This window comes from Peribacillus sp. CSMR9 (genome assembly GCF_033141925.1).
GTDB classification, from domain to species: domain Bacteria; phylum Bacillota; class Bacilli; order Bacillales; family DSM-1321; genus Peribacillus; species Peribacillus simplex_A.
Window position 1 is genome coordinate 20,122 of sequence record NZ_JAOPHO010000020.1, and the last position, 20,603, is coordinate 40,724.

Below are 20,603 nucleotides of genomic sequence, written 5' to 3' on the forward strand. Positions count from 1 at the left end.
ATAATGATAATGAATCTCATTATCATGAATGTGAGAACCCTGTAACTATTGTCTCATGAACCCCATTTCAATAGGGGATTGTACAATAGTCTTTATTCATATATTTTTAATTAAAAATATTATCGCTGTATTTACTGAGATAGGAAGAGTAGGAAATGTAGATGAAGATAAGATATTTAGTCATGTCGTTAATCGTTTTATCATTTACCTCATTATTCATTGGTGTAAAAGATATTACCCCCCTGGATTTATTGGATCTAAGTGATGATAAAGTGCAAATCATGCTGCAAAGCCGTTTCCCCAGAATGATGACCATAATCATTGCCGGCGTGGTGATGAGTATAAGCGGTCTGATCATGCAGCAATTGAGCCGCAATAAATTTGTATCCCCTACGACTGCCGGTACCATGGATTCTGCAAGGCTGGGACTTCTTCTTGCCATTATCATTTTTCCATCGGCAGCACTTATTGAGAAAATGGCATTCGCTTTCATATTCGCTTTGGCAGGTACATTCTTGTTCATGAAAATTCTTGATCAAGTGAAATATAAGGATACGATTTTCATTCCATTGGTTGGTTTGATGTTTGGTAATATCGTCGGTTCCATCTCGACATTCTTTGCTTATAAGTATGATTTGATTCAAAGCCTCAACACATGGATGAATGGTGATTTCTCGATGATCATGTCGGGAAGGTACGAACTAATATATGTAAGTATCCCTTTAGTCATTCTCGCATACTTCTTTGCCAATAAATTCACTGTGGCAGGGATGGGTGAGGAGTTTGCTATTAATCTAGGGCTAAATTATAAACTTATAGTCAACTTTGGGCTGATCATCGTGGCATTATCCTCCACTGTTGTCCTGTTAACGGTGGGAACGATTCCTTTCATAGGATTGATCGTACCAAATATTGTATCCCTTTACCTTGGTGATAATTTGAAAAAGAGTCTTTCTCATACAGCGTTGCTAGGGGCAGTATTCCTATTGATCTGCGATATTCTGGGCAGGATCATCATATATCCATTTGAAATTCCGATTGGACTCGTGGTTGGTGTGATAGGAAGCGCCGTATTTATCTATCTGATAATGAGGAGAAAGGCATATGAATAATAAAAGTAAGATCATTATATTAGCTGTTCTGGCAGCAGCTTTAACGGCAGGTTACATATTTTGGGACCTTGGCCCGAATTGGGATTATGCACTGCCGAGAAGGGTCATAAAAATCATTGCCATCATCGTGGTAGGTTGTGCGATAGCCTTTTCAACAGTGATTTTCCAAACGGTTACGAATAATAAAATCCTGACACCAAGCATTTTGGGACTGGACTCTATGTATATGCTGATCCAAACTGGAGTGATTTTCCTCTTCGGTTCAACGCATATCATGATCATGAATAAAAATCTCAATTTCCTGGTTACACTTACGGCCATGCTTATTTTTTCCAGCCTGCTGTTCAAGTTCATGTTCAAGAAAAACCGAAATATTTACTTTCTATTGTTGATCGGTATCATATTCGGGACCTTATTCGGCAGCATGTCTTCATTTATGCAGGTATTGATTGACCCGAATGAATTTCAAATGATACAAAATAAAATGTTTGCCAGTTTCAATAATGTCAACACTGACCTGTTAACATTAGCGATTATCCTCATGATAGCGGCAATGATATATTTTATGAGATTTTTGAAGTATTTAGATGTCATGTCACTAGGGAGGGACCAAGCCATAAACTTGGGTGTGGATTACGATTTTGTAACGAAACGGGTTTTAATCGTCGTCACGATTTTAATTTCCATTTCAACTGCCCTGATCGGTCCAATCACGTTCCTCGGATTACTTGTTGCAAATGTGGCTTATCAATTCATTAAGTCCTATCAGCATAAACATATCATCCCGGGTGCAATGCTGATCAGTGTGATTGCCTTGGTCGGCGGTCAATTCATTGTAGAGAGGATCTTTACGTTCTCTACCACCTTGAGTGTCATTATCAACTTTGTCGGCGGTGTCTATTTCATCTATCTTCTATTAAAGGAGAATAAATCATGGTAGAAGTGAAAAATTTATTCAAAAAATATAATAGTAAAACGGTTGTCGAGGATGTTTCCATTGAAATAACGAAAGGGAAAATCACATCTTTCATCGGTCCTAATGGAGCGGGGAAAAGTACAGTCCTTTCAATGATCAGCCGGCTCATTACCCGGGATTCAGGAGAAGTCCTGATCGAGGGGAAGGATATGGGGAAATTCAATAGCAATGAACTTGCTAAAAAGATTGCCATCTTAAAGCAGGCTAACCACATCAATATCCGTTTAACGATTCGTGAACTTGTCGCCTTTGGCCGTTTTCCTTATTCACAAGGTAAACTGACTAAAGAGGATTGGAAGTATGTCGATGAAGCGATTGAATATATGGAACTTGGCGAAATGCAGGATAAATTTCTTGACCAGCTTAGCGGCGGGCAACAGCAGCGGGCATTCATTGCCATGGTTATTGCTCAGAATACGGAGTATGTACTTCTTGATGAGCCTCTGAACAATCTTGATATGAAGCATTCCGTCCAAATCATGAAGGTATTGAGGAGATTGGCCGATGAATTAGGGAAAACGGTCATAATCGTCATTCATGACATTAATTTTGCATCCTGTTATTCCGACTATATTGTCGCATTGAAGGATGGCAAGGTTGTTCATAATGGACCTACTGAACAAGTGATCAACTCCGAAGTATTAAAGGAAATCTATGATATGGATATTGAAATCCAAAATATCAATGACAATAAGATCTGTGTGTACTTCACGTAAGAAAAAGCCATTTGGTTTTAAATTACTTCAGTATTCGTAGCCGTCTCAGATTCACTTCATACGCTCATTAGGCTGTTAAAAGTTGGCGGGCGCCCAAGGTTTTTAGCCGCCGCCTGTTTATATCCAGGGAAAGCGATGCAGGTGAATTCTGTGAAGGTGAGGATTCAATCTGTAATTTTAAATAAAAACATACTTTTCGAGGTGACCATAATGATTAAGAAATTATCTTTACTGCTTTTAGTTGCAATGCTGGCTGTAGTGGCTGTAGCTTGCGGATCAGTTAAGGAAAAAGAAGAATCAGGTACGAAAAAAGAAAGTGCTAAAAGCGAAGAATTTACGGTTAAGCACCAACTAGGCGAAACGAAAGTAAAAACAAACCCTAAAAAAGTTGTTGTATTCGATATGGGTGCTCTTGATACTCTTGATAAATTGGGTGTGAAAGTAGCAGCTGTTCCTCATGATGGCCTTCCAAAATACCTTTCTAAATATGAAGGTACAACTGAAAATGCCGGCGGTTTAAAAGAACCTGACTTCGAAAAGATCAACGAGATGGCTCCTGACTTAATCCTGATTTCTGGCCGTCAAACTGAAGCATATAAAGAATTAAGTAAAATTGCCCCTACTGTTTATGTAGGTGTAGATACTGCAAATTATATGGAATCCTTTAAAGAAAATGTAACACTTTTGGGTAAAATCTTCGATAAAAAAGACGAAGCAGCTAAAGAATTAGCACGTGTTGAAGAAAACATTAATGCTTTGAAAGAAAAAGCTCCGACGGATAAAACTGGTTTAATCGTTCTTGCTAGCGGTGGAAAAGTAAGTGCTTACGGACCGAATTCAAGATTTGGAATTATCCATGATGTATTCGGAGTACCTGCTGTAGATGATAAATTGGAGGTATCTACACATGGTCAAAGTATTTCTTTCGAATACATTGCTGAAAAGAATCCAGACTATCTATTCGTTGTAGATAGAGATGCGGTTGCCGGTGATGGAGCTGCAGCAAAAGAAACTGTTGAAAATGACATTGTAAAAAATACAAAGGCTTTTAAAGAAGGAAACATCATTTATCTTGATCCTAACTACTGGTACTTATCTGGCGGCGGTTTAGAATCTGTTGATGAAATGGTTAAAGAAGTTTCTAAAGGGCTTAAGTAATTAAATATAGTTTAAAAGCAAATCCTGCCCTCGATTGAGGACAGGATTTTTTTTATTTTTTATAATAAAGCTGAATGAAAGTATATATAATAACAAAGGGAAGAAAAGGAATCACTTAAGGGAAACCAATAATGCCGGTTACAACAGCTTGTAAGGTCTTCACACCCAATAAAGGGAAAATAAATAGGACAAGGTTCCTATTAGACCCTGTTGTAGCTGCTAGGGCTTATATGGGCGGCTACCGAAAGAAAATAACTCTTCAGCCAAACAAATAACAACGTAAAAAAAATAGTTTCTTCCTATTATAATGTCAACTGCATTGATGCTTGATGCAGTTTCTGGTTCCGGTCTGGTTTTAAATTGTAATTTAAGTGAACATTGGTAAATAGATTGGTAAATAATCTTAAAAACTAAAACATGAACATTCATGAAAACTAAGAATAATTGAATCCTCATCATACTAATTACTTCAAGTAATATAGGCAAATTTGGTGTCATTTACTATCAGGAGAAATTAATTCAATAAAAGTAGATCAACTGAAGTCAAGACGGGAATGATGTCGATATAACGCGAAATGAGTTTACGAAACAGGCCTCAAAACCTTTTGTTATTTTATGGGATTTTAACTTGAGAGGATGCAGTAAATGAACGGGTGAACTTAAGCAGGCTTTTGGTTCTTACAGATAAATAGAAAGTGCGGGGGAGCGATGCATCAATGTAATCGTCAATCAAATTTCAGATGTCGAATTATCGGGAAAGAAATCCTCTAAATATCTAATAGCATTCAATGATTGAAGATTTATATCTTTACATATTTTGTAATGTGCTGGTGTTTTTATAAAGAGTCGTTTATAATGATAAAAGCCTGAAGGAAGTTAAACTAAATAGTGACGGTGATCCACAGTAACCCAAAAAAGTTACGGTGATATTTATTGGATTAAGACATGGAATTCCTATATATTTGTTATAGAAAATCAAGACGGTCGAAACTCTGTTACTTTTTCAAAAGTTGTTCATAAGCTAAAGAAGTGTTCTGGATCATAAGGGTTATTGATGTGACAAAAGGTGGTTTGCACAGTCTTGACTATCTGATTGAAAGAATGCTATCATAAGGTTTCCGATTTTCCGTCTTTTGTAAGTATGTAAAAATTTATATAAATAAACCACTAGATTAATAGAGGTGAGAGCATGAATAATTTTCTTAAAAAAAGCCGGCATTTATTTGCAGATAACATACTAGGCTTTTTCTTTATTGCGGTAGTCTTGTTTTGGATAAAAACGTATATTGGATACCGAGTTGAATTTAACTTAGGGCTTGAAAATGGCCTGCAACAGTTCCTACTGTTCATAAACCCGATTAGTTCAGCCATTTTATTCTTTGGCTTGGCACTATTGGCGAAAGGCAAAAAATCGTTTAAATGGATCATCGGATTGAACTTATTGATGTCCTTATGGTTATTCTTCAATATTGTTTACTACCGTTCATTTACAGATTTCATCACTATGTCAACTTTGACACAAGTGCAAAATGCAAGTGACTTGGGACCAAGTACATTAGCATTATTTAAATCCCATGATGTATTTTATTTCCTTGATACGGTACTTTTGATTGTGTTGTATAGTTTCAAAGACTTTAAAGTGGAAAACTTCAAAGTCAAACGCCGTACGGTTGGAATGATTTATCTTGCAGGGCTTGCAATTTTTGCTATTAATTTAGGGCTTGCTGAAAAGGATCGTCCGCAATTATTGTCAAGAACATTCGACCGGAATTATATTGTCAAATATTTGGGTATGTTCAACTATACGGTATATGATGCCGTTCAGAATACTAAAACGTACGCTCAGCGTGCAACTGCAAATAGCACGGATATCGCGGAAGTAGTCAATTATACGAAGGCAACAAGCGCTGAACCGAACCCTAAGTATTTTGGTGCAGCAAAAGGTAAAAATGTCATATACCTGCATTTGGAATCCATGCAGAATTTCATGATCGATTATAAGTTGAACGGGGAAGAAGTAACTCCATTTCTAAACTCACTTGCACATGAGAAGTCAGATTTCATGTACTTTGATAACTTCTTCCATCAAGTAGGCCAAGGTAAAACGGCAGATGCTGAATTCATGCTTGAAAATTCCCTGTTCGGTTTACCACAGGGGGCAGCATTCACAAACCGAGCCCAAAATACGTATCAAGCGGCACCTGCGATTTTAGGAGAAAAAGGATACACATCTGCTGTTTTCCATGGTAATTACAAATCTTTCTGGAACCGAGACCAGATGTATAAGGCTCTTGGGTTCAATCAATTTTTCGATGCAAGCCATTATAATATGGAGAATAAAGAAGAAGTGCTAAGTTATGGTTTGATGGATAAACCTTTCTTTAAAGAATCGATTCCAATGTTAGAAACGCTTAAACAGCCTTTCTATACAAAATTCATAACGGTATCTAATCATTTCCCATATGCCATGGACCAGGACAAGGCAACAATCGGTAAGCAAACGACAGGTGATGCTTCCGTTGATGATTACTTCCAAACTGCACGCTATGCAGACGAAGCGCTTAGGGAGTTTTTCGTTTATCTGAAGAAATCCGGTCTGTATGATAACTCAGTAATCGTTATGTATGGCGATCACTATGGTATTTCGGAAAACCATACGGAAGCCATGTCAAAAGTGCTTGGCAAGGATGTTGGCGCATTTGAGAACGCCCAATTGCAACGTGTACCATTATTGATTCATGTTCCAGGTGTTAAAGGCGGGGAAATGCACCAATACGGAGGACAGATTGACCTTCTCCCGACTTTATTGCATTTGTTAGGAATTGAATCTAAAGATTATGTACAATTCGGTTCTGACTTATTGTCTAAAGATCATAGTGAAGTTGTACCTTTCAGGAATGGTGATTTTGTAACACCAGATGTTACTTCCATTAAAGGAAAATACTTCGATACGAAAACAGGAGAAATGGTCAAGGAAAATGATGACATCCGCAATTATAAAAAGAGAGTTGAAAAGATGCTCAATTTATCCGACCAAGTGGTGAACGGTGACTTACTCCGTTTCTATACTCCAAAGGGTTTTAAGCCAATTAACCCTGCTGATTATGATTACACATATAATGAAGAAGGTTCAAAGGAAGCCAATTCCGATAAATAAGCTGAAAAACAGGCAGGAAGCCATTGCTTCCTGCCTGTTTTTTTTATATGCGTTAGATCATGCTTTATTGGTCATCATGGCAACATACTTTCTTATTTCTTCAGGCTTTCCCGCGTATTTTTCTGCACGCAGTTTATCTTTCATGATTTTATCCTTTGCTTTGATCAGGATTTCTTCACCCATGGATTGTGGCACGACAACGACTCCATCTATGTCCCCTATGATGATGTCACCTGGAAACACTGTGACACCTCCACAGGAAATGGGGATATTAGTTTGCCCTACACCAGCCTTGCCACTTGAGGCAACAGTTGTCCCTTTACTGAAAACAGGGAAATTCATTTCTTTAATTGCTTCAAGATCACGAATGACTCCATCGACTACGAGACCGCCAATTTCCATGGTCTGCATCATGCCGACAACAAAGTCACCTGCTATTGCACGGTATGTATCACCTTTGCTGTCAACGACTATTATATCTCCAGGTCTTGCTTCGCCGATTGCTTTCAAGACGGCTGAATTATCACCGACGGGCATCTGTACGGTTAAAGCACGTCCGGCAAAATGAAACTCTTCTTTTAAGGGTTTAATCGCTGATTCCAGATTGTTCAATCCTTCCATTGCATCTGAAATGGCCGTGGTGGGCAAATTCCTAAACTGTTGAATGAGAGTATCCATGAATATGATTCCTCCTTGAAGGTTATGAATATAGTCTAATTATACACAAATTTCGTAATTTTCCATTTAATTTCTGCTTATCGGTAAAATGGGAAATGTGGTGAAGTTCTTCTGTCATAAGGGGGCAAGGCAAGTCAATGGTTTAATCAATCGATTGATTAAATTTTCATGTTCATGGATTATCCTTTACACATCGCGTTTCCTACTTGTTCTGTATGTACTTCTATATAGCCTGTTTACTTCATTCGCCTATGTCTCAAGAGGGAAATATCTTTTATACCCCCTTCAGTTATCCTGCCTCAAGCGCCAGCGCAGTGAAGCGGTCCTTAAGTGGAACTGGTGTGGTTTTCAACAATCTTCAAAGCAGGAGCAAAACCAAGACGGAGGTTGCCAATGTAAGCCAAAGGGGGCTTAAAACTTCTGGATGAATGATCAAAAAAATGATTCCTGCTATAACGGCAGCCTGTGGTATGGTTATATGTCTAATGAAGTGTATTCCAGCTTTAAAACAGGCTTTAAGTAGAGGCATATGATTCATTTTCATTCCTCCTTTTTCTTTCAATAATATGACCAGGCATAAAAGAAAATACATGGGGATTCGTTTTCTGCTCAAGGATTACGGGTATAGTAAAGGTAAAATAAAAGGAGGAATCATAGGTGGTTATTGTATATATTAGTCTTGCCCTCTTTATCGGATCGGTCATCTATTTCGCTTTTTTTGCTTTCAAAACATTTAAGGATTCGAAACCGACAATTGAAAGTGTTACTGAAACTGTTTCACGCATTCAGGCAAAAACGGATCAGATTAAGTCAGAGACGGATCAACTCGCCATGACTCAGCAAGAAATCACAGAAGATGTTCAATATAAAAAAGAGGCTGTACAATATACGGTTGATGCCGCTAAAAAAACACCGGAACCATTCAAAAATATTTGGTTTTCAATAAAAGGTGACAAATGGAAGCTTAGAAACAAAAGTGATGCATAGGCGTTTGCCCGAATTTGGAAATGCACATGATATCGTAAAGTAATAAAAGATTTGTTGGAATTTTACCGGAATGGTTCAGGAGAAACGCGCAGGGATCTGCTTACACGGAGGGGAAAAAGCTCGAGAGGTTATGATTATGACCTATCGGGCTTTTTTTGTATTGGGAGAGGAAAAAGAGATGGCTTTGATTCAATTGCGATTGCGTGAATATTTAATATAGGCGATGAGTTTAAAATATAATGATTGCTGGCATGGATATTAGTTTTTTTATCATCGGCGATAAAAATCATTGCCTAGGGAACCCATTATGCCATTGGGACTGAAATAGGGGCTCCAGGGATCAGTTCTGGTAGGCATCATGTACGGTACGAGGTGCGTTTGGTGTTTTTTGGGTGAAGGTACTATCGGATTGAAAGTCACTTCTCATGAATAATCTATCCACTCCTCGTAAATAGTAATGTTAAACGTTTGAAAGGAGTGGAGAATATGAATTATAAGGCGATAGTATCAAGTGTGATGATGGTTTTAGTGATTACAGGTTGTTCTACTAATAATAAACAAGGTGCCAATGAAAATCTTGGCCTGAATCGTACGCATCAGGATAATGTAAAACATCCGACGAATGTCAGCGATACAAAGCGAAATATAAATAATGATAATGATAATGATAATGATGCAAACGATATGAGGGTCTCCGATGATATCTCAAATCGTGTTGAAGCCTTGAAGGAAGTAAAGGACGCCAGGGTCATCGTGACTGATAATAATGCATATGTTGGGGCAGTATTAAATGACGGCGGGGATAAAGATATCTCGAATGACCTTAAAGGCAGGATTGCAGATGCAGCAAGAGGAGCAGATCCATCGGTAGACAACGTTTATGTTTCGACAAACCCTGACTTTGTTCAAAGCATGCATAAGTATGCGAATGACATTCAGAATGGAAAACCCGTTGCAGGATTCGTTGATGAGTTCCGTAAACTTGTAACACGCGTTTTTCCAAGCCAAAAGTAATTGGCAAAGAGTTAAATGAATGAAGACGCAAAGGCTTATCCGTTAGATATCATGCTTTTTTAGGCATGGGATCCGGATAGGCCTTTTCCTATTTCAGGGAAAAAACTAAAGGTAATCAGCAGCGAGTTGGTTTTTAGGATATCGGTGAATCATGACTAACTTTAAAGAGGGTGGTTACAATAATTGGGTAAACTAAAAAATTCAAGACAGGTAATGGGAGGCGGAATTAGTGAGGTTTTTTAAGGGAAGGAAGAAAACGGATGCAGCAGCCTTTCAGGTTACTTCCAAGGACTTTCAAGAACTTCTTAAAAAATTTGAAGCATCTAATGATTTTCTTACCTTCCAATTCCCGAATGAAGATGGCTATACCATCTCCTATTTCAATTCACTGATTAGTGAACAACAGCTCCATGAACAAGTACTGGCTGTCATCTCTAATCAAACAAAGAAGGATCTTAAGCAATTAAAAAGCGATATTCCGATGGAAGATATGAAAGTGACGACTGATATAAACGTTATTCAAAGGTTGGTTTTGGCAGGATCGATCTTGATTCAATACAAGAAAGATGATGAAATGTGTTTGCTGATTCCTTGTGCTCACAGTGTGAAAAGGCAAACTTCCATACCCGAGTCGGAATATACAGTCGCTGGGCCTAAGGAGGCTTTTGTTGAATCGCTTGATACGAATTTGAATCTAATTCGCAATCGGTTACCCATTCCTGAATTGCAGTCCAAGGAATTTCGGGTTGGGAGCATCTCGCAAACCAGGTTAGTGGTGCTCTACATAGATGGGATTGTAAATCAACAGATCATCCATACAGTCATGCAGAGAATAGATGATATAGAGTATGATACGATCGTGGATATTTCGTTTGTAAACCAGATGATCACGGATAATCGGAATTCGATGTTTCCCCAACTGATTGATACGGAGCGGCCTGACCATCTGGCCAGTGTATTATCAGAGGGGAAAATAGGGATTATGCTGGATGGATCGCCTCATGCATTAGTTGGTCCCAACACCATCATTTCGTTCTTTTCTTCATTTGAGGATTATTTTCAAATTTGGAATCTTGGTACTTCATTCCGTTTGATTCGTCTTTTCGCAGTCCTGTTTTCCGTTTTATCTTCACCTCTGTATGTTGCCGTTTTAACCTATCATTATCTGGTGATCCCAACTGATTTGTTGCCAATCTTAATTTCATCAAGGGGAGTGATCCCTTTTCCGCCGATTTTGGAAGCGATCGTGCTGGAAGGAACGATTGAATTGCTGAGGGAAGCAGCGGTTAGGCTGCCTGCTAAGGTGGGCTCTACCATCGGCATTGTTGGCGGTATAGTCATCGGTACAGCCGCTGTGGAAGCGGGATTTGTCAGTAATGTGCTATTGATGCTTGTCGCTTTGGCTGCCTTGGCTTCATTTACAGTGCCGATTTACCAAATCAGTAATACGATTCGCCTTATCCGCTTCCCTTTTCTAATTGCAGCGCAGTTATACGGACTGTTCGGATTAGCTTTATGCAGTGCATTCATTTTAAGTCATTTATTGAAATTGACTTCGCTTGGCAGTCCATACTTAGACCCTCTTTACCCGTTAAGGATTTATGACTTTAAAGATAGTCTAATTCGCCTCCCTTTTTCAAAGCAGACTAAACGCCCACAATTTCTGCGGACAGAAAAGCCACTAAGGTTAAGGAGGAAGGAGGAAACTAATAACTCCCAAAGTGATATTGATGAATAAGGCGAAGAAAGCGGTGAAAATGTATGGAAGTCAAACCAAAGGAAACTAAACTAATATCTCCATTTTTTGTTTTTTTCCTCTTGCCAGGCATGCAGATCGGAGTAGGGGTATTGGGGTTTGAACGGATCATAGCGAAAGAGGCTGGTCAAGACGCTTGGATATCGGTCCTCATATCAGGGTTAATCATAAATGTTCTGCTTTGGATGTGTTTCAAGCTTTTAGGCAGGGGTCCCCAAACATTGGATTTGGTTGCTATCCATAAAGATTTGTTTGGTAAATGGGTAGGAAATGCTTTCAACATTTTTTTCATCCTCTACTTTATAATGATCTCCATCATTCTTATCAGGACTTATTTGGAAGTCATTCAGGTTTGGATGTTCCCTGGTGTTAATGTCCTGATGCTATTAACCATCATTCTAATTCTCGTGTATAGTTTTGTGGTGGGAGGGTTTAGGACCGTTACTGGTTTTTGTATAATCGGACTTATTATTGGATCGCCGTTATTAATTTTGAATTATTTCCCATTAAAGCACGCCCACTTTGAGAATTTGGGTCCTTTACTTGATCATTCCTTTTTGGAAATCATGAAGGCCTGTAAGAGAATGACCCTGAATTACCTTGGTTTTGAATTACTCCTGATCTATTACCCATTCATTAAAAAGCGTGAAGACTCTCAAAAGTGGGCCCACTTAGGTGCGTTGTTTACTATGTCGATATATTTAGTCTTCATTATTGTCTCGTTAGCCTACTATCATCAAGATCAGCTGAAAGATGTAATTTGGGCTACATTGACTTTATGGAAAATTGTGGACCTTCCATTCGTTGAGAGGTTTGAATATATAGGGATTTCCGTTTGGCTGTTCATGGTGCTGCCGAATGTTTGCCTAGGGGTTTGGGCAGCGAGCAGAACAGTAAAAAGAGTGTTTGGATTTAGACAGAAAAAGGTGTTAGTTTACATCCTGCTTATCATTTTAGTTTCTTGCTATTTTTTGGATAACCGCTATAGAATCGATAGGTTTAACACAATCAGTTCGCAAATAGGTTTTTATATCGTTTATTTGTACCTTCCTCTCTTATTCATATGGCAGTCGATTGTCTATAAAGTTAGGAGTCTTAATCCATGAAAATCAAACTTCCCTTGATTACATTAGGTTGTTTCATGATGACAGCGTGCGGGGTGGAGCAGCAAATATTAGAAGATATTTTAATTGCTGAAGTCGTAGGTTATGATGATGCCGGAGACAAAAAAGTGAAAGGAACGGTCGCTGTCAGCGTTCCTCAGCCTGGGGAAGAAGCAAAACTAAGTAGAGAAGTATATGAAGCGACCTCCCATAATATAAAGACTGGCCGCCATCAAGAAAATGCAAAAACACCATTCCCGATTGTCGGCGGGAGACTGACAGTCATTCTCTATGGTGAACAATTGGCAGGTAAGGGCTTGAATGATTATATTGATACATATAGGCGTGACCCAATGGTGGGAAGGGATTTATATTTAGCGATCGTTCGTGGCAAAGCGGAGGATGTAGTTAAAATGGAGCCGAAGTTGATTAAAACTCCAGGAGTCCAAGTGAAAGAGCTGATCGAACAGAATATCAAGACTAATTTGCCTGATGTAGATTTGCACAGGTATTTATATGCATGTCATGGTAAAGGAATCGATCCGGTCATGCCCCTATTGGAAACTGCAGGAGACCATATACGGGTAAAGGGTATCGCCCTGTTTAAAAGGGACAAGTATATCGGCAAATACATCCCTTATCAGGACGGATTTTTATTCAAAGTCCTTAGTGAAAATTTTAAGCTGGGGAGTTATGAAATCAAATGGAAGGAAAATGACTTTTCAGATATCAATAACGTGGAATCACGTGTCCATTATGATATCAGGAATGCAAATCAAGACCCCGAAGTCAGGATTGAAGTGAAATTAAAAGCGAGTCTGCTAGAGGTCCAAGGTTATGACTTGGGTAAATCAGTCGACCTGAATAAAATAGAGGCCAAAGCAGAACATGTCATTGGTGAAAAATTACATGAGATGGTAACCATGTTTCAGGAAAACAACATAGATCCGATTGCACTCGGTGATATCGCTAAAAGTAAAACAAGAAATTTCAATCAGAAACATTGGGAGGAGGCCTATCCTCATATTCCAATCGAGGTGGATTTGGATATTGAAATGATTCAAACGGGAATAGTAGAATAAAAGAAGAATATTCTGAAGTTTCCCCCTTTATAATAGGGGTATTGGTGTAATTATATCAATGCGGCTAAAGAGGGGGGAAAGGCATGGACAAAGCATGGTGGAAAGAGGCAGTTGTATATCAAGTGTATCCAAGGAGTTTCATGGATAGTGATGGAGATGGGGTAGGGGATTTAAACGGGATCTTTATGAAACTCGATTATTTACAGGAGTTGGGTGTGAACGTGATATGGCTATCCCCTGTTTATCAATCTCCCAATGATGACAATGGGTACGATATCAGTGATTATCAATCAATCATGACTGAATTCGGGACCATGGCTGATTTTGACAGGTTGCTGAAGGGGGTGCATGAACGTGGAATGAAGATCATGATGGACCTGGTGGTCAACCATTCTTCAGATGAACATTCGTGGTTCAAGGAATCCCGATCCTCTATAGACAATCCAAAGCGTGATTATTATATTTGGAAACCTGGAAGGCATGGGAAAGAACCAAATAATTGGGAGTCCGTTTTTAAAGGTTCGGCATGGAAATATGATGAAGGAACAGATGAATATTATTTACACTTATTCAGCAAGAAACAACCGGATTTAAACTGGGAGAACCCTAAGCTCCGTGAAGAAATCTACAGCATGATGACTTGGTGGCTGGATAAGGGTGTCGATGGTTTTCGGATGGATGTCATCAACTTCCTATCAAAAGATCAGAGCTATTCAGATGGATCCATTCAGCATGGGAAGCAGTTTGGTGATGGAAGCCCCTTTTTCTTGAATGGCCCGCGGATACATGAGTTTTTACAGGAAATCAATCAACGGGCACTTTCAGGATATGACGTGATTACCGTTGGGGAGATGCCAGGAGTCACCCCGGAGGAAGCGCAATTGTTCACAGGGAAAGATCGTGGTGAATTACATATGGTCTTTCAATTCGAACATATGGATTTGGGGGGCGGACCAGAAGGGAAATGGAGTAACGAAAAGTGGAACCTAAGCGATTTAAAACAAATTCTTTCCAAGTGGCAGACTGGTTTGGAGGAGGATGGCTGGAACAGTTTATACTGGAACAATCATGATCAGTCCCGGATTGTCTCAAGGTTTGGAAATGATGGAGAGTATCGTATTGAAAGCGCAAAGATGCTTGCCGCCTGTCTTCATATGCTTCAAGGTACACCTTATATATATCAAGGGGAAGAGCTGGGAATGACCAATGTTGCATTTGAAAGCATTGATGAATATCGGGATATTGAAACGTTGAATTCATATGACGAACTCGTCAATTCGCATGGCTGGTCAAAAGAGCGGATGATGTCAGCCATTCACGCCCGAAGCAGGGATAATGCGAGGACACCGGTTCAGTGGAATGACTCCCGGAACGCAGGATTCACGAAAGGGACTCCTTGGATTAAGGTCAATCCCAATTTTCCCGAGATTAATGCAGAAAAAGCCTACAATGATCCAAATTCCATTTTTCATTTTTATAAAAGGCTTATCCAATTACGCAAAAAACATGAAATTGTCGTTTATGGCCGTTTTGAACTGCTCTGTCCAGATGATGAACGAATATTTGCCTATACGAGAACGTTTGAAGATGAAAAGCTGTTAGTGCTATGCAACTTTAAGGAGGAGCATGCCGCATATTCTTTGCCTGAAGAGCTAAATTCATATTCTGCTACAAGGCTGATCGGTAATTATGAACAGGGGGAAAAAGGAATCTCGAGAATGCCTCTGCGTCCATATGAATGTCGTGTGTATCATTTGAAATGAAAAAGGACCTGGTTTTCTCCGTTAGAGAAGACCAGGTCCTTTTTAGTATTATTTTGATTTAAGGTCACATTCCTCAAGAGGAATGACTTTCGTTTTATGTTTAATTTTATAGCCGAACCATAGGACGAAAAATAGAATTAAGCCAATGTAGGAAACGAACATTGAATTCCAGTCGATCCCATTACTGCTGAAAGCTTGATAGCCTTGTCCGATGATAATGATAATACATAGGACAAGGGCGAATATTGGCCCGAATGGGAAGCCTTTGGCCCGGTATGGTAAAGCATTCATATCAAGGCCTTGAGCTGCGTAGGCTTTGCGGAATCGATAATGGGCGATCGCAATCCCGACCCAGGTGACGAATCCTGCCATGCCTGAAGCATTCAATAACCAAATATAAACGACACCATCTCCGAAAAATGATGCTAAGAATGCAACGCAGCCAACTAAAGAAGTCACGATAAGTGCATTCACGGGTACTCCTCTTTTATCTAACTTGCCAAGGAATTTAGGTGCTTTCCCATCACGTGCCAAGTCCCAGAGCATACGGGTTGAAGCGTACATGCCTGAGTTACCGGCGGAAAGTACGGATGATAAAATGATCGCGTTCATGATGGATGCAGCAAATGCAAGGCCAGCCCGTTCAAATACGAGCGTGAAGGGACTTACGGCAACATCTTCACTCAATAAACGTGAATCCGTAAACGGAATGATCATTCCAATTACAAAAATGGCAAGGATATAGAATAAGATGATGCGCCAGAAAACGGATCTGATCGCCTTAGGGATATTCTTTTCTGGATCTTCACTTTCACCAGCCGTCACTCCAAGCAATTCTGTTCCTTGGAATGAAAAGCCGGCAGCCATGAATACACCTAGAATCGTGAAGAACCCTCCATTAAAGGGACCTTCGCCCATTGTGAAATTGGAAAAACCAATAGGGTCTTTTCCACCCATGATTCCGAGAATGATCAGAACACCAGTGATCAAGAAAATGACGACTGTCACGACTTTGATCATGGCAAACCAGAATTCTGCTTCCCCAAAACCTTTAACGGACATGTAATTGATAAGAAACATAGTGATTAACGCAATAGCACTCCAGATGAAGGAGGGAGTATCAGGAAACCAGAACTTCATAATTAAGACAACGGCTGCTAATTCAGCGGCAATGGTGATTGCCCAGTTATACCAGTAGTTCCATCCAATCGCAAAACCGAAAGACGGATCGACGAATTTGGATGCATAGACACGGAACGAACCGGCCACTGGCATGAATGCTGCCATTTCTGCAAGACTTGTCATTAAGTAATAAACCATGATGCCGATGACCGCGTATGCCACCAAGGCACCGCCGGGTCCGGCTGAATGAATGGCACCGCCACTTGCTAAAAATAAACCTGTTCCAATCGTTCCACCTAATGAAATCATCATTAAGTGCCGCGCCTTCAGGCTCCTTTTTAATTCAGTGGGGCTTGATGTTGATTGTGAATTTGACAATTGATGTTACACTCCTTTTTATTGGAAGGGAACGAAATATAAAAAAACAGCAGTCGAAAAAGATCGACGGCTGTTTATAATAAACCCGTTTATCCTTCCGAAGATAGCTCCCCACGCTTTTTTGAAAAAACGTGACAGTGATGTTCCTGTTCGGTGACACCGCCAGCGAGAATATACATGGAATATACCCTAACTTCGGCAACTTATCCTTTCAAACGGAGTCTTGAATTTTCCAGAATCTCGTCCGTTCTACTTTTATAAGCTGCAGCCTCTAACTCATCGGTAAATGAGGAAGTATTCAATTTTCTTAAATCGTAACGCCAGCTTGTAATTGGCCGTACGATGGTACTCATGAAAAATTATGCAATCGCTAATAGAATGCTAGTAACTGAGTAAACTTTACTATATCAAAATTATAAAATAACTTCTGGGATATCGCAATGATTATTTTATGTGGTTATTTTTCCCTAGTTCTCGAAAGATTGGAAGAGGAAACGATATATAAAAGTAAAGCCATTCTGATAACAATACCGTTATTAAACGGTCCTTCTTTTTATAAGGGCGTAGTCCAATTTTACATGTTGGACCGATTCGGGATTCTCAAATAGATCCACTGCCATTTTCCCAATCCATTCCAGAGGCAAGGAAATGGTCGTGATGTCCAGCATCTCACTCAGGCTATCATTATTGAAGCCCAGAATGGCCACATCTTCAGGTACCCTCATACCCGATTTCTTAGCGGTGAGCATGAATCCAGCAGCCGTGTCATCATTAGTGATGATGATGGCTTCAGGTTTGTTTATCATCGAATGCCAATCCTCAAACAACTTTACACCGTCTTTGATGTGATAACTGCCTTCAAACAACCATTCTTTATTGTTTATAAGTTGATGTTTACTCATGATATCGTTAAAGGCCTTTGTTCGAAGAGAACTGTTCCTGCTCTTTTTACGGCCGAGGCTGTATCCAATTTTCTTATATCCTTTAGAAATCACGTATTCAAGGGCACAGGAGAATGCTGCATAATGATCAATGCTGATGGATGAGAATTCAGCCTGGGCTGTATCCTCACATAAGATAATAGGTCCGTATTTTTGATAATCCAAGAGGATTTTCATTTCCGAAATTCTTGAACAAACGATAATGCCATCGAGTTGCTTCATTTGCAGCATATTCAAAGCCTGGATTTCTTTCTCTCTTTCATAATGGGTTTGAAAGATCACTATATGACACCCAATTGCATTTGCCTGTTTAGTAATTCCGTTAACGATTGCCCCGTAATATGGGTGATTGGTGAAGGGGATGATGATGCCGATAAGATTTGTTTTGCCTTTTGAAAGATGAATGGCGTTGATGTTTCTCGAATAATTCAAGCGATCAATGGCTTGTAAAACGCTCTCTCTCTTATCAGGGCTTACATAAGGATGATTATTCAATACACGAGATACTGTTGAGACAGATACACCAGCACATTGAGCAATTTCTTTAATGTTTGTCATGGGATCACCATTTTTTCTTTTTTTTATATTGTACCGTATGAAACCCATTTCAGAGCAAGAGAACAGAGCATGGCTGCTGAAGATTTCTTCAAATAAGGTCTTGTTCTGGTATGGGTTTCATCCTTTAAGATTGGTTTAAGTCTTAGCGGAGGAGGAGATCAGGATGTTCCAAACTTTAATCAGCCTGTTTGTACTTTGCGGAATCGAATTGGGATTGGCGTACTTGGCAGTTTCTTTAAAAAAGCCGGAAAAATGATTGGCAATGCACATGGAATGCCAGATGCCCGTCGAGAAATCCGCGTTTACTCGTGAAATACACACGTTTACTCGTGAATTTCACGTCGTCCCATCATAAACATTAGAAAAAGCTCCCCTAGTTTATATTCACCATAAAAACTCCACAATATAAATATAACTTCATCATTACGTTTCATGTACCGAAGGAAAAGCACTCTCCATTTTAGTAGTTGGAATGCTCATCATACCTGCCTCAACGGCTTATCTGCGGACAGATCGGTTAAGTAGAATGATATTGGTCAGTATAGTGGTCGGGGTGTTAAATTAAGTCATCGGTTATTATTCAGCTGCCATTTTGGATGCCACGATATCCGGTTGCATGGTTGGAGTGGCCTTTCTCTTTTCCCCAAGCAATGGATTGGTCAGAAGTGTGCTGGAATTGGAGAAAATCAAAGGAGGCACATGCTTAAATTCCCCCTTTCTGCAGGCTCCATGCAGATAACTTCATGAAGCTTGTAAACTATTCTTCGATATAGTTGTGATTTTATTTGTTTAAAGTATAATGAATAAGTGTATTTAAAGTTGTATCGCAGGAGCCTTTTTAAGGGAGAGTTAAGTATGGAAGAACAAAATAAATTTTCATCTCGAATAGATTTTTCTTTGGTCACAATATTGCTGTTATTATTCGTAGGAAGTTGCTTAGCAATCTATAGTGCCCAAACGACTGGACAGTACGCGGAAAACTTCTTAATCAAACAAATCTTTTGGTATATAGTGGGGATTGGAATCGTATTAGGGTTTATCACCCTTGATTCGGATCAACTGAAAAAAATTTCCTGGTATGCCTATGGATTCGGATTATTTTTGCTTTTATTGCTGATCCTAATGCCAGAAAGCGTAGTACCTAAAATAAATGGTGCAAGAAGTTGGTACAAAATTCCAGGGGTCGGTTCGATTCAGCCATCGGAATTCATGAAGGTTTTCCTGATCCTGGCTTTAGCAAATCTTATATCAAACCATCATCTCAAAAACACGCTGAAAACGATTCAAACGGATATCTGGCTGCTTATTAAAATCGGTCTCGTTACAGGTGCCCCGCTAATGTTAATCATGCAACAGCCGGATTTAGGCACCGGGCTTGTCATCTTGTCAATCATGCTCGGAATGGTTTTCATATCAGGTATATCATGGAAGATTCTGCTGCCTATCATTTCGGGAGGAATCGCCGTCGCTTCCACGGTCCTATACTTCGTCCTTTGGAAGCCGGAGATCCTGGAAAAATACTTAGGGGTAAAAACCTATCAATTCGGCCGTATCTATTCTTGGCTTGATCCATATAATTATGCGAGCTCCGAGGGGTACCACTTAACCAGATCCTTACTGGCCATCGGCTCCGGCCAGACCACAGGTAAGGGGATAGGTGAGAGGGTAGTGTATCTCCCAGAGAGTCATTCGGATTTCATTTTCAGCATCATCGGTGAAGAATTCGGTTTCATCGGATCAAGCATCTTGATTTCCTTGTTTTTCCTATTGATTTACCACATAACAAAAACGGGAATGGACACGAAAAATAACTTCTATACATATATCTGTGTTGGCGTTATAAGCATGTTGACGTTTCACGTTTTTCAAAATATCGGCATGACGGTAGGCCTTTTACCGATTACGGGGATTCCACTTCCATTTATCAGTTATGGAGGAAGCTCGCTAATGGGGAACATGATGGCCATGGGCTTAATATTCAGCATTCGGTATCACTATAAGAAGTATATGTTTTCTACGGATATCTAAATATAAAGCCGGCCTCCCGTGGCCGGCTTTACTTGTGCAAAAAAAACAAAGGGAAGCAGAATCTCCCCCTGAAT

The 20,603-nt window shown here is 39.6% G+C and carries 18 protein-coding genes and 1 riboswitch; of the genes, 13 read left to right on the forward strand and 5 right to left on the reverse strand.

From position 1 onward, the window contains the following. Window positions 1–161: 161 nt before the first annotated feature. From N9I19_RS11595 to ltaS, 5 genes are all read left to right on the forward strand, one after another. On the forward strand, window positions 162–1,112 hold the full coding sequence (locus N9I19_RS11595; protein ID WP_061465518.1) for an ABC transporter permease: 951 nt from the start codon (window positions 162–164) through the stop codon (window positions 1,110–1,112). Then, a complete protein-coding gene (locus N9I19_RS11600) occupies window positions 1,105–2,052 on the forward strand; it encodes an iron chelate uptake ABC transporter family permease subunit (protein ID WP_125159746.1) in 948 nt (315 codons plus the stop codon). The genes N9I19_RS11595 and N9I19_RS11600 overlap by 8 nt, the downstream gene beginning before the upstream one ends. Next, window positions 2,046–2,804, forward strand: coding sequence for an iron ABC transporter ATP-binding protein (locus N9I19_RS11605; RefSeq protein WP_061465516.1), 759 nt, complete (start codon window positions 2,046–2,048; stop codon window positions 2,802–2,804). The genes N9I19_RS11600 and N9I19_RS11605 overlap by 7 nt, the downstream gene beginning before the upstream one ends. Window positions 2,805–3,017: 213 nt before the next feature. Continuing rightward, window positions 3,018–3,962: a siderophore ABC transporter substrate-binding protein gene (locus tag N9I19_RS11610; protein ID WP_317777893.1), complete on the forward strand. Its 945-nt coding sequence runs from the start codon at window positions 3,018–3,020 to the stop codon at window positions 3,960–3,962. Window positions 3,963–5,151: 1,189 nt separating this feature from the next. Next, entirely contained in the window at window positions 5,152–7,119 is a 1,968-nt protein-coding gene (gene ltaS, locus N9I19_RS11615; protein WP_317777868.1) for a lipoteichoic acid synthase, read from the forward strand. 57 nt (window positions 7,120–7,176) lie between these two features. On the opposite strand, the gene N9I19_RS11620 is transcribed toward ltaS, so the two are convergent. Then, window positions 7,177–7,797, reverse strand: a complete 621-nt coding sequence (locus N9I19_RS11620; protein WP_317777869.1) for an RraA family protein — start codon at window positions 7,795–7,797, stop codon at window positions 7,177–7,179. A gap of 358 nt (window positions 7,798–8,155) precedes the next feature. Further along, the gene (locus tag N9I19_RS11625; RefSeq protein WP_317777870.1) at window positions 8,156–8,335 is read right to left on the reverse strand and encodes a hypothetical protein; all 180 of its coding nucleotides are present in this window, start codon (window positions 8,333–8,335) and stop codon (window positions 8,156–8,158) included. 119 nt (window positions 8,336–8,454) lie between these two features. On the opposite strand from N9I19_RS11625, the gene N9I19_RS11630 reads away from it, so the two are divergent. The 6 genes from N9I19_RS11630 (at window position 8,455) to N9I19_RS11655 (ending at window position 15,502) form a co-directional block, all read left to right on the forward strand. After that, window positions 8,455–8,784 carry a DUF948 domain-containing protein gene (locus N9I19_RS11630; protein ID WP_289319401.1) on the forward strand — a complete coding sequence of 110 codons (330 nt, stop codon included), beginning with the start codon at window positions 8,455–8,457 and terminating at the stop codon, window positions 8,782–8,784. A gap of 486 nt (window positions 8,785–9,270) precedes the next feature. After that, window positions 9,271–9,798 carry a YhcN/YlaJ family sporulation lipoprotein gene (locus tag N9I19_RS11635; RefSeq protein WP_317777871.1) on the forward strand — a complete coding sequence of 176 codons (528 nt, stop codon included), beginning with the start codon at window positions 9,271–9,273 and terminating at the stop codon, window positions 9,796–9,798. Between the two features lie 229 nt (window positions 9,799–10,027). Beyond that, window positions 10,028–11,536: a spore germination protein gene (locus N9I19_RS11640; RefSeq protein WP_317777872.1), complete on the forward strand. Its 1,509-nt coding sequence runs from the start codon at window positions 10,028–10,030 to the stop codon at window positions 11,534–11,536. A 23-nt stretch (window positions 11,537–11,559) separates the two neighbouring features. Further along, the gene (locus N9I19_RS11645) at window positions 11,560–12,660 is read left to right on the forward strand and encodes a GerAB/ArcD/ProY family transporter (protein WP_317777873.1); all 1,101 of its coding nucleotides are present in this window, start codon (window positions 11,560–11,562) and stop codon (window positions 12,658–12,660) included. Beyond that, window positions 12,657–13,739 (forward strand): Ger(x)C family spore germination protein, encoded by a 1,083-nt coding sequence (locus tag N9I19_RS11650; protein ID WP_317777874.1) that lies wholly within the window; start codon window positions 12,657–12,659, stop codon window positions 13,737–13,739. Before N9I19_RS11645 ends, N9I19_RS11650 begins: the two co-directional genes overlap by 4 nt. Window positions 13,740–13,822: 83 nt before the next feature. Then, window positions 13,823–15,502: a glycoside hydrolase family 13 protein gene (locus N9I19_RS11655; RefSeq protein WP_317777875.1), complete on the forward strand. Its 1,680-nt coding sequence runs from the start codon at window positions 13,823–13,825 to the stop codon at window positions 15,500–15,502. A 48-nt stretch (window positions 15,503–15,550) separates the two neighbouring features. Here N9I19_RS11655 and N9I19_RS11660 read toward each other — a convergent pair whose 3' ends face one another. Continuing rightward, complete coding sequence (locus N9I19_RS11660; RefSeq protein ID WP_317777876.1) at window positions 15,551–17,002, reverse strand: amino acid permease; 1,452 nt, start codon at window positions 17,000–17,002, stop codon at window positions 15,551–15,553. 96 nt (window positions 17,003–17,098) lie between these two features. Then, window positions 17,099–17,284, reverse strand: a riboswitch (Lysine riboswitch). A gap of 254 nt (window positions 17,285–17,538) precedes the next feature. Then, window positions 17,539–18,501, reverse strand: a complete 963-nt coding sequence (locus tag N9I19_RS11665; RefSeq protein ID WP_176431801.1) for a LacI family DNA-binding transcriptional regulator — start codon at window positions 18,499–18,501, stop codon at window positions 17,539–17,541. Window positions 18,502–18,958: 457 nt separating this feature from the next. Between N9I19_RS11665 and N9I19_RS11670 the strand changes: the two genes are divergently transcribed. Continuing rightward, window positions 18,959–19,066, forward strand: a complete 108-nt coding sequence (locus N9I19_RS11670) for a metal ABC transporter permease (protein ID WP_317777895.1) — start codon at window positions 18,959–18,961, stop codon at window positions 19,064–19,066. Window positions 19,067–19,077: 11 nt separating this feature from the next. Here the strand turns inward: N9I19_RS11670 and N9I19_RS11675 are convergent, their stop codons facing one another. Beyond that, window positions 19,078–19,200 carry a hypothetical protein gene (locus tag N9I19_RS11675; RefSeq protein ID WP_317777877.1) on the reverse strand — a complete coding sequence of 41 codons (123 nt, stop codon included), beginning with the start codon at window positions 19,198–19,200 and terminating at the stop codon, window positions 19,078–19,080. A 156-nt stretch (window positions 19,201–19,356) separates the two neighbouring features. On the opposite strand from N9I19_RS11675, the gene rodA reads away from it, so the two are divergent. Continuing rightward, a complete protein-coding gene (gene rodA / locus N9I19_RS11680; RefSeq protein ID WP_317777878.1) occupies window positions 19,357–20,529 on the forward strand; it encodes a rod shape-determining protein RodA in 1,173 nt (390 codons plus the stop codon). The last annotated feature ends 74 nt before the right edge of the window (window positions 20,530–20,603 follow it).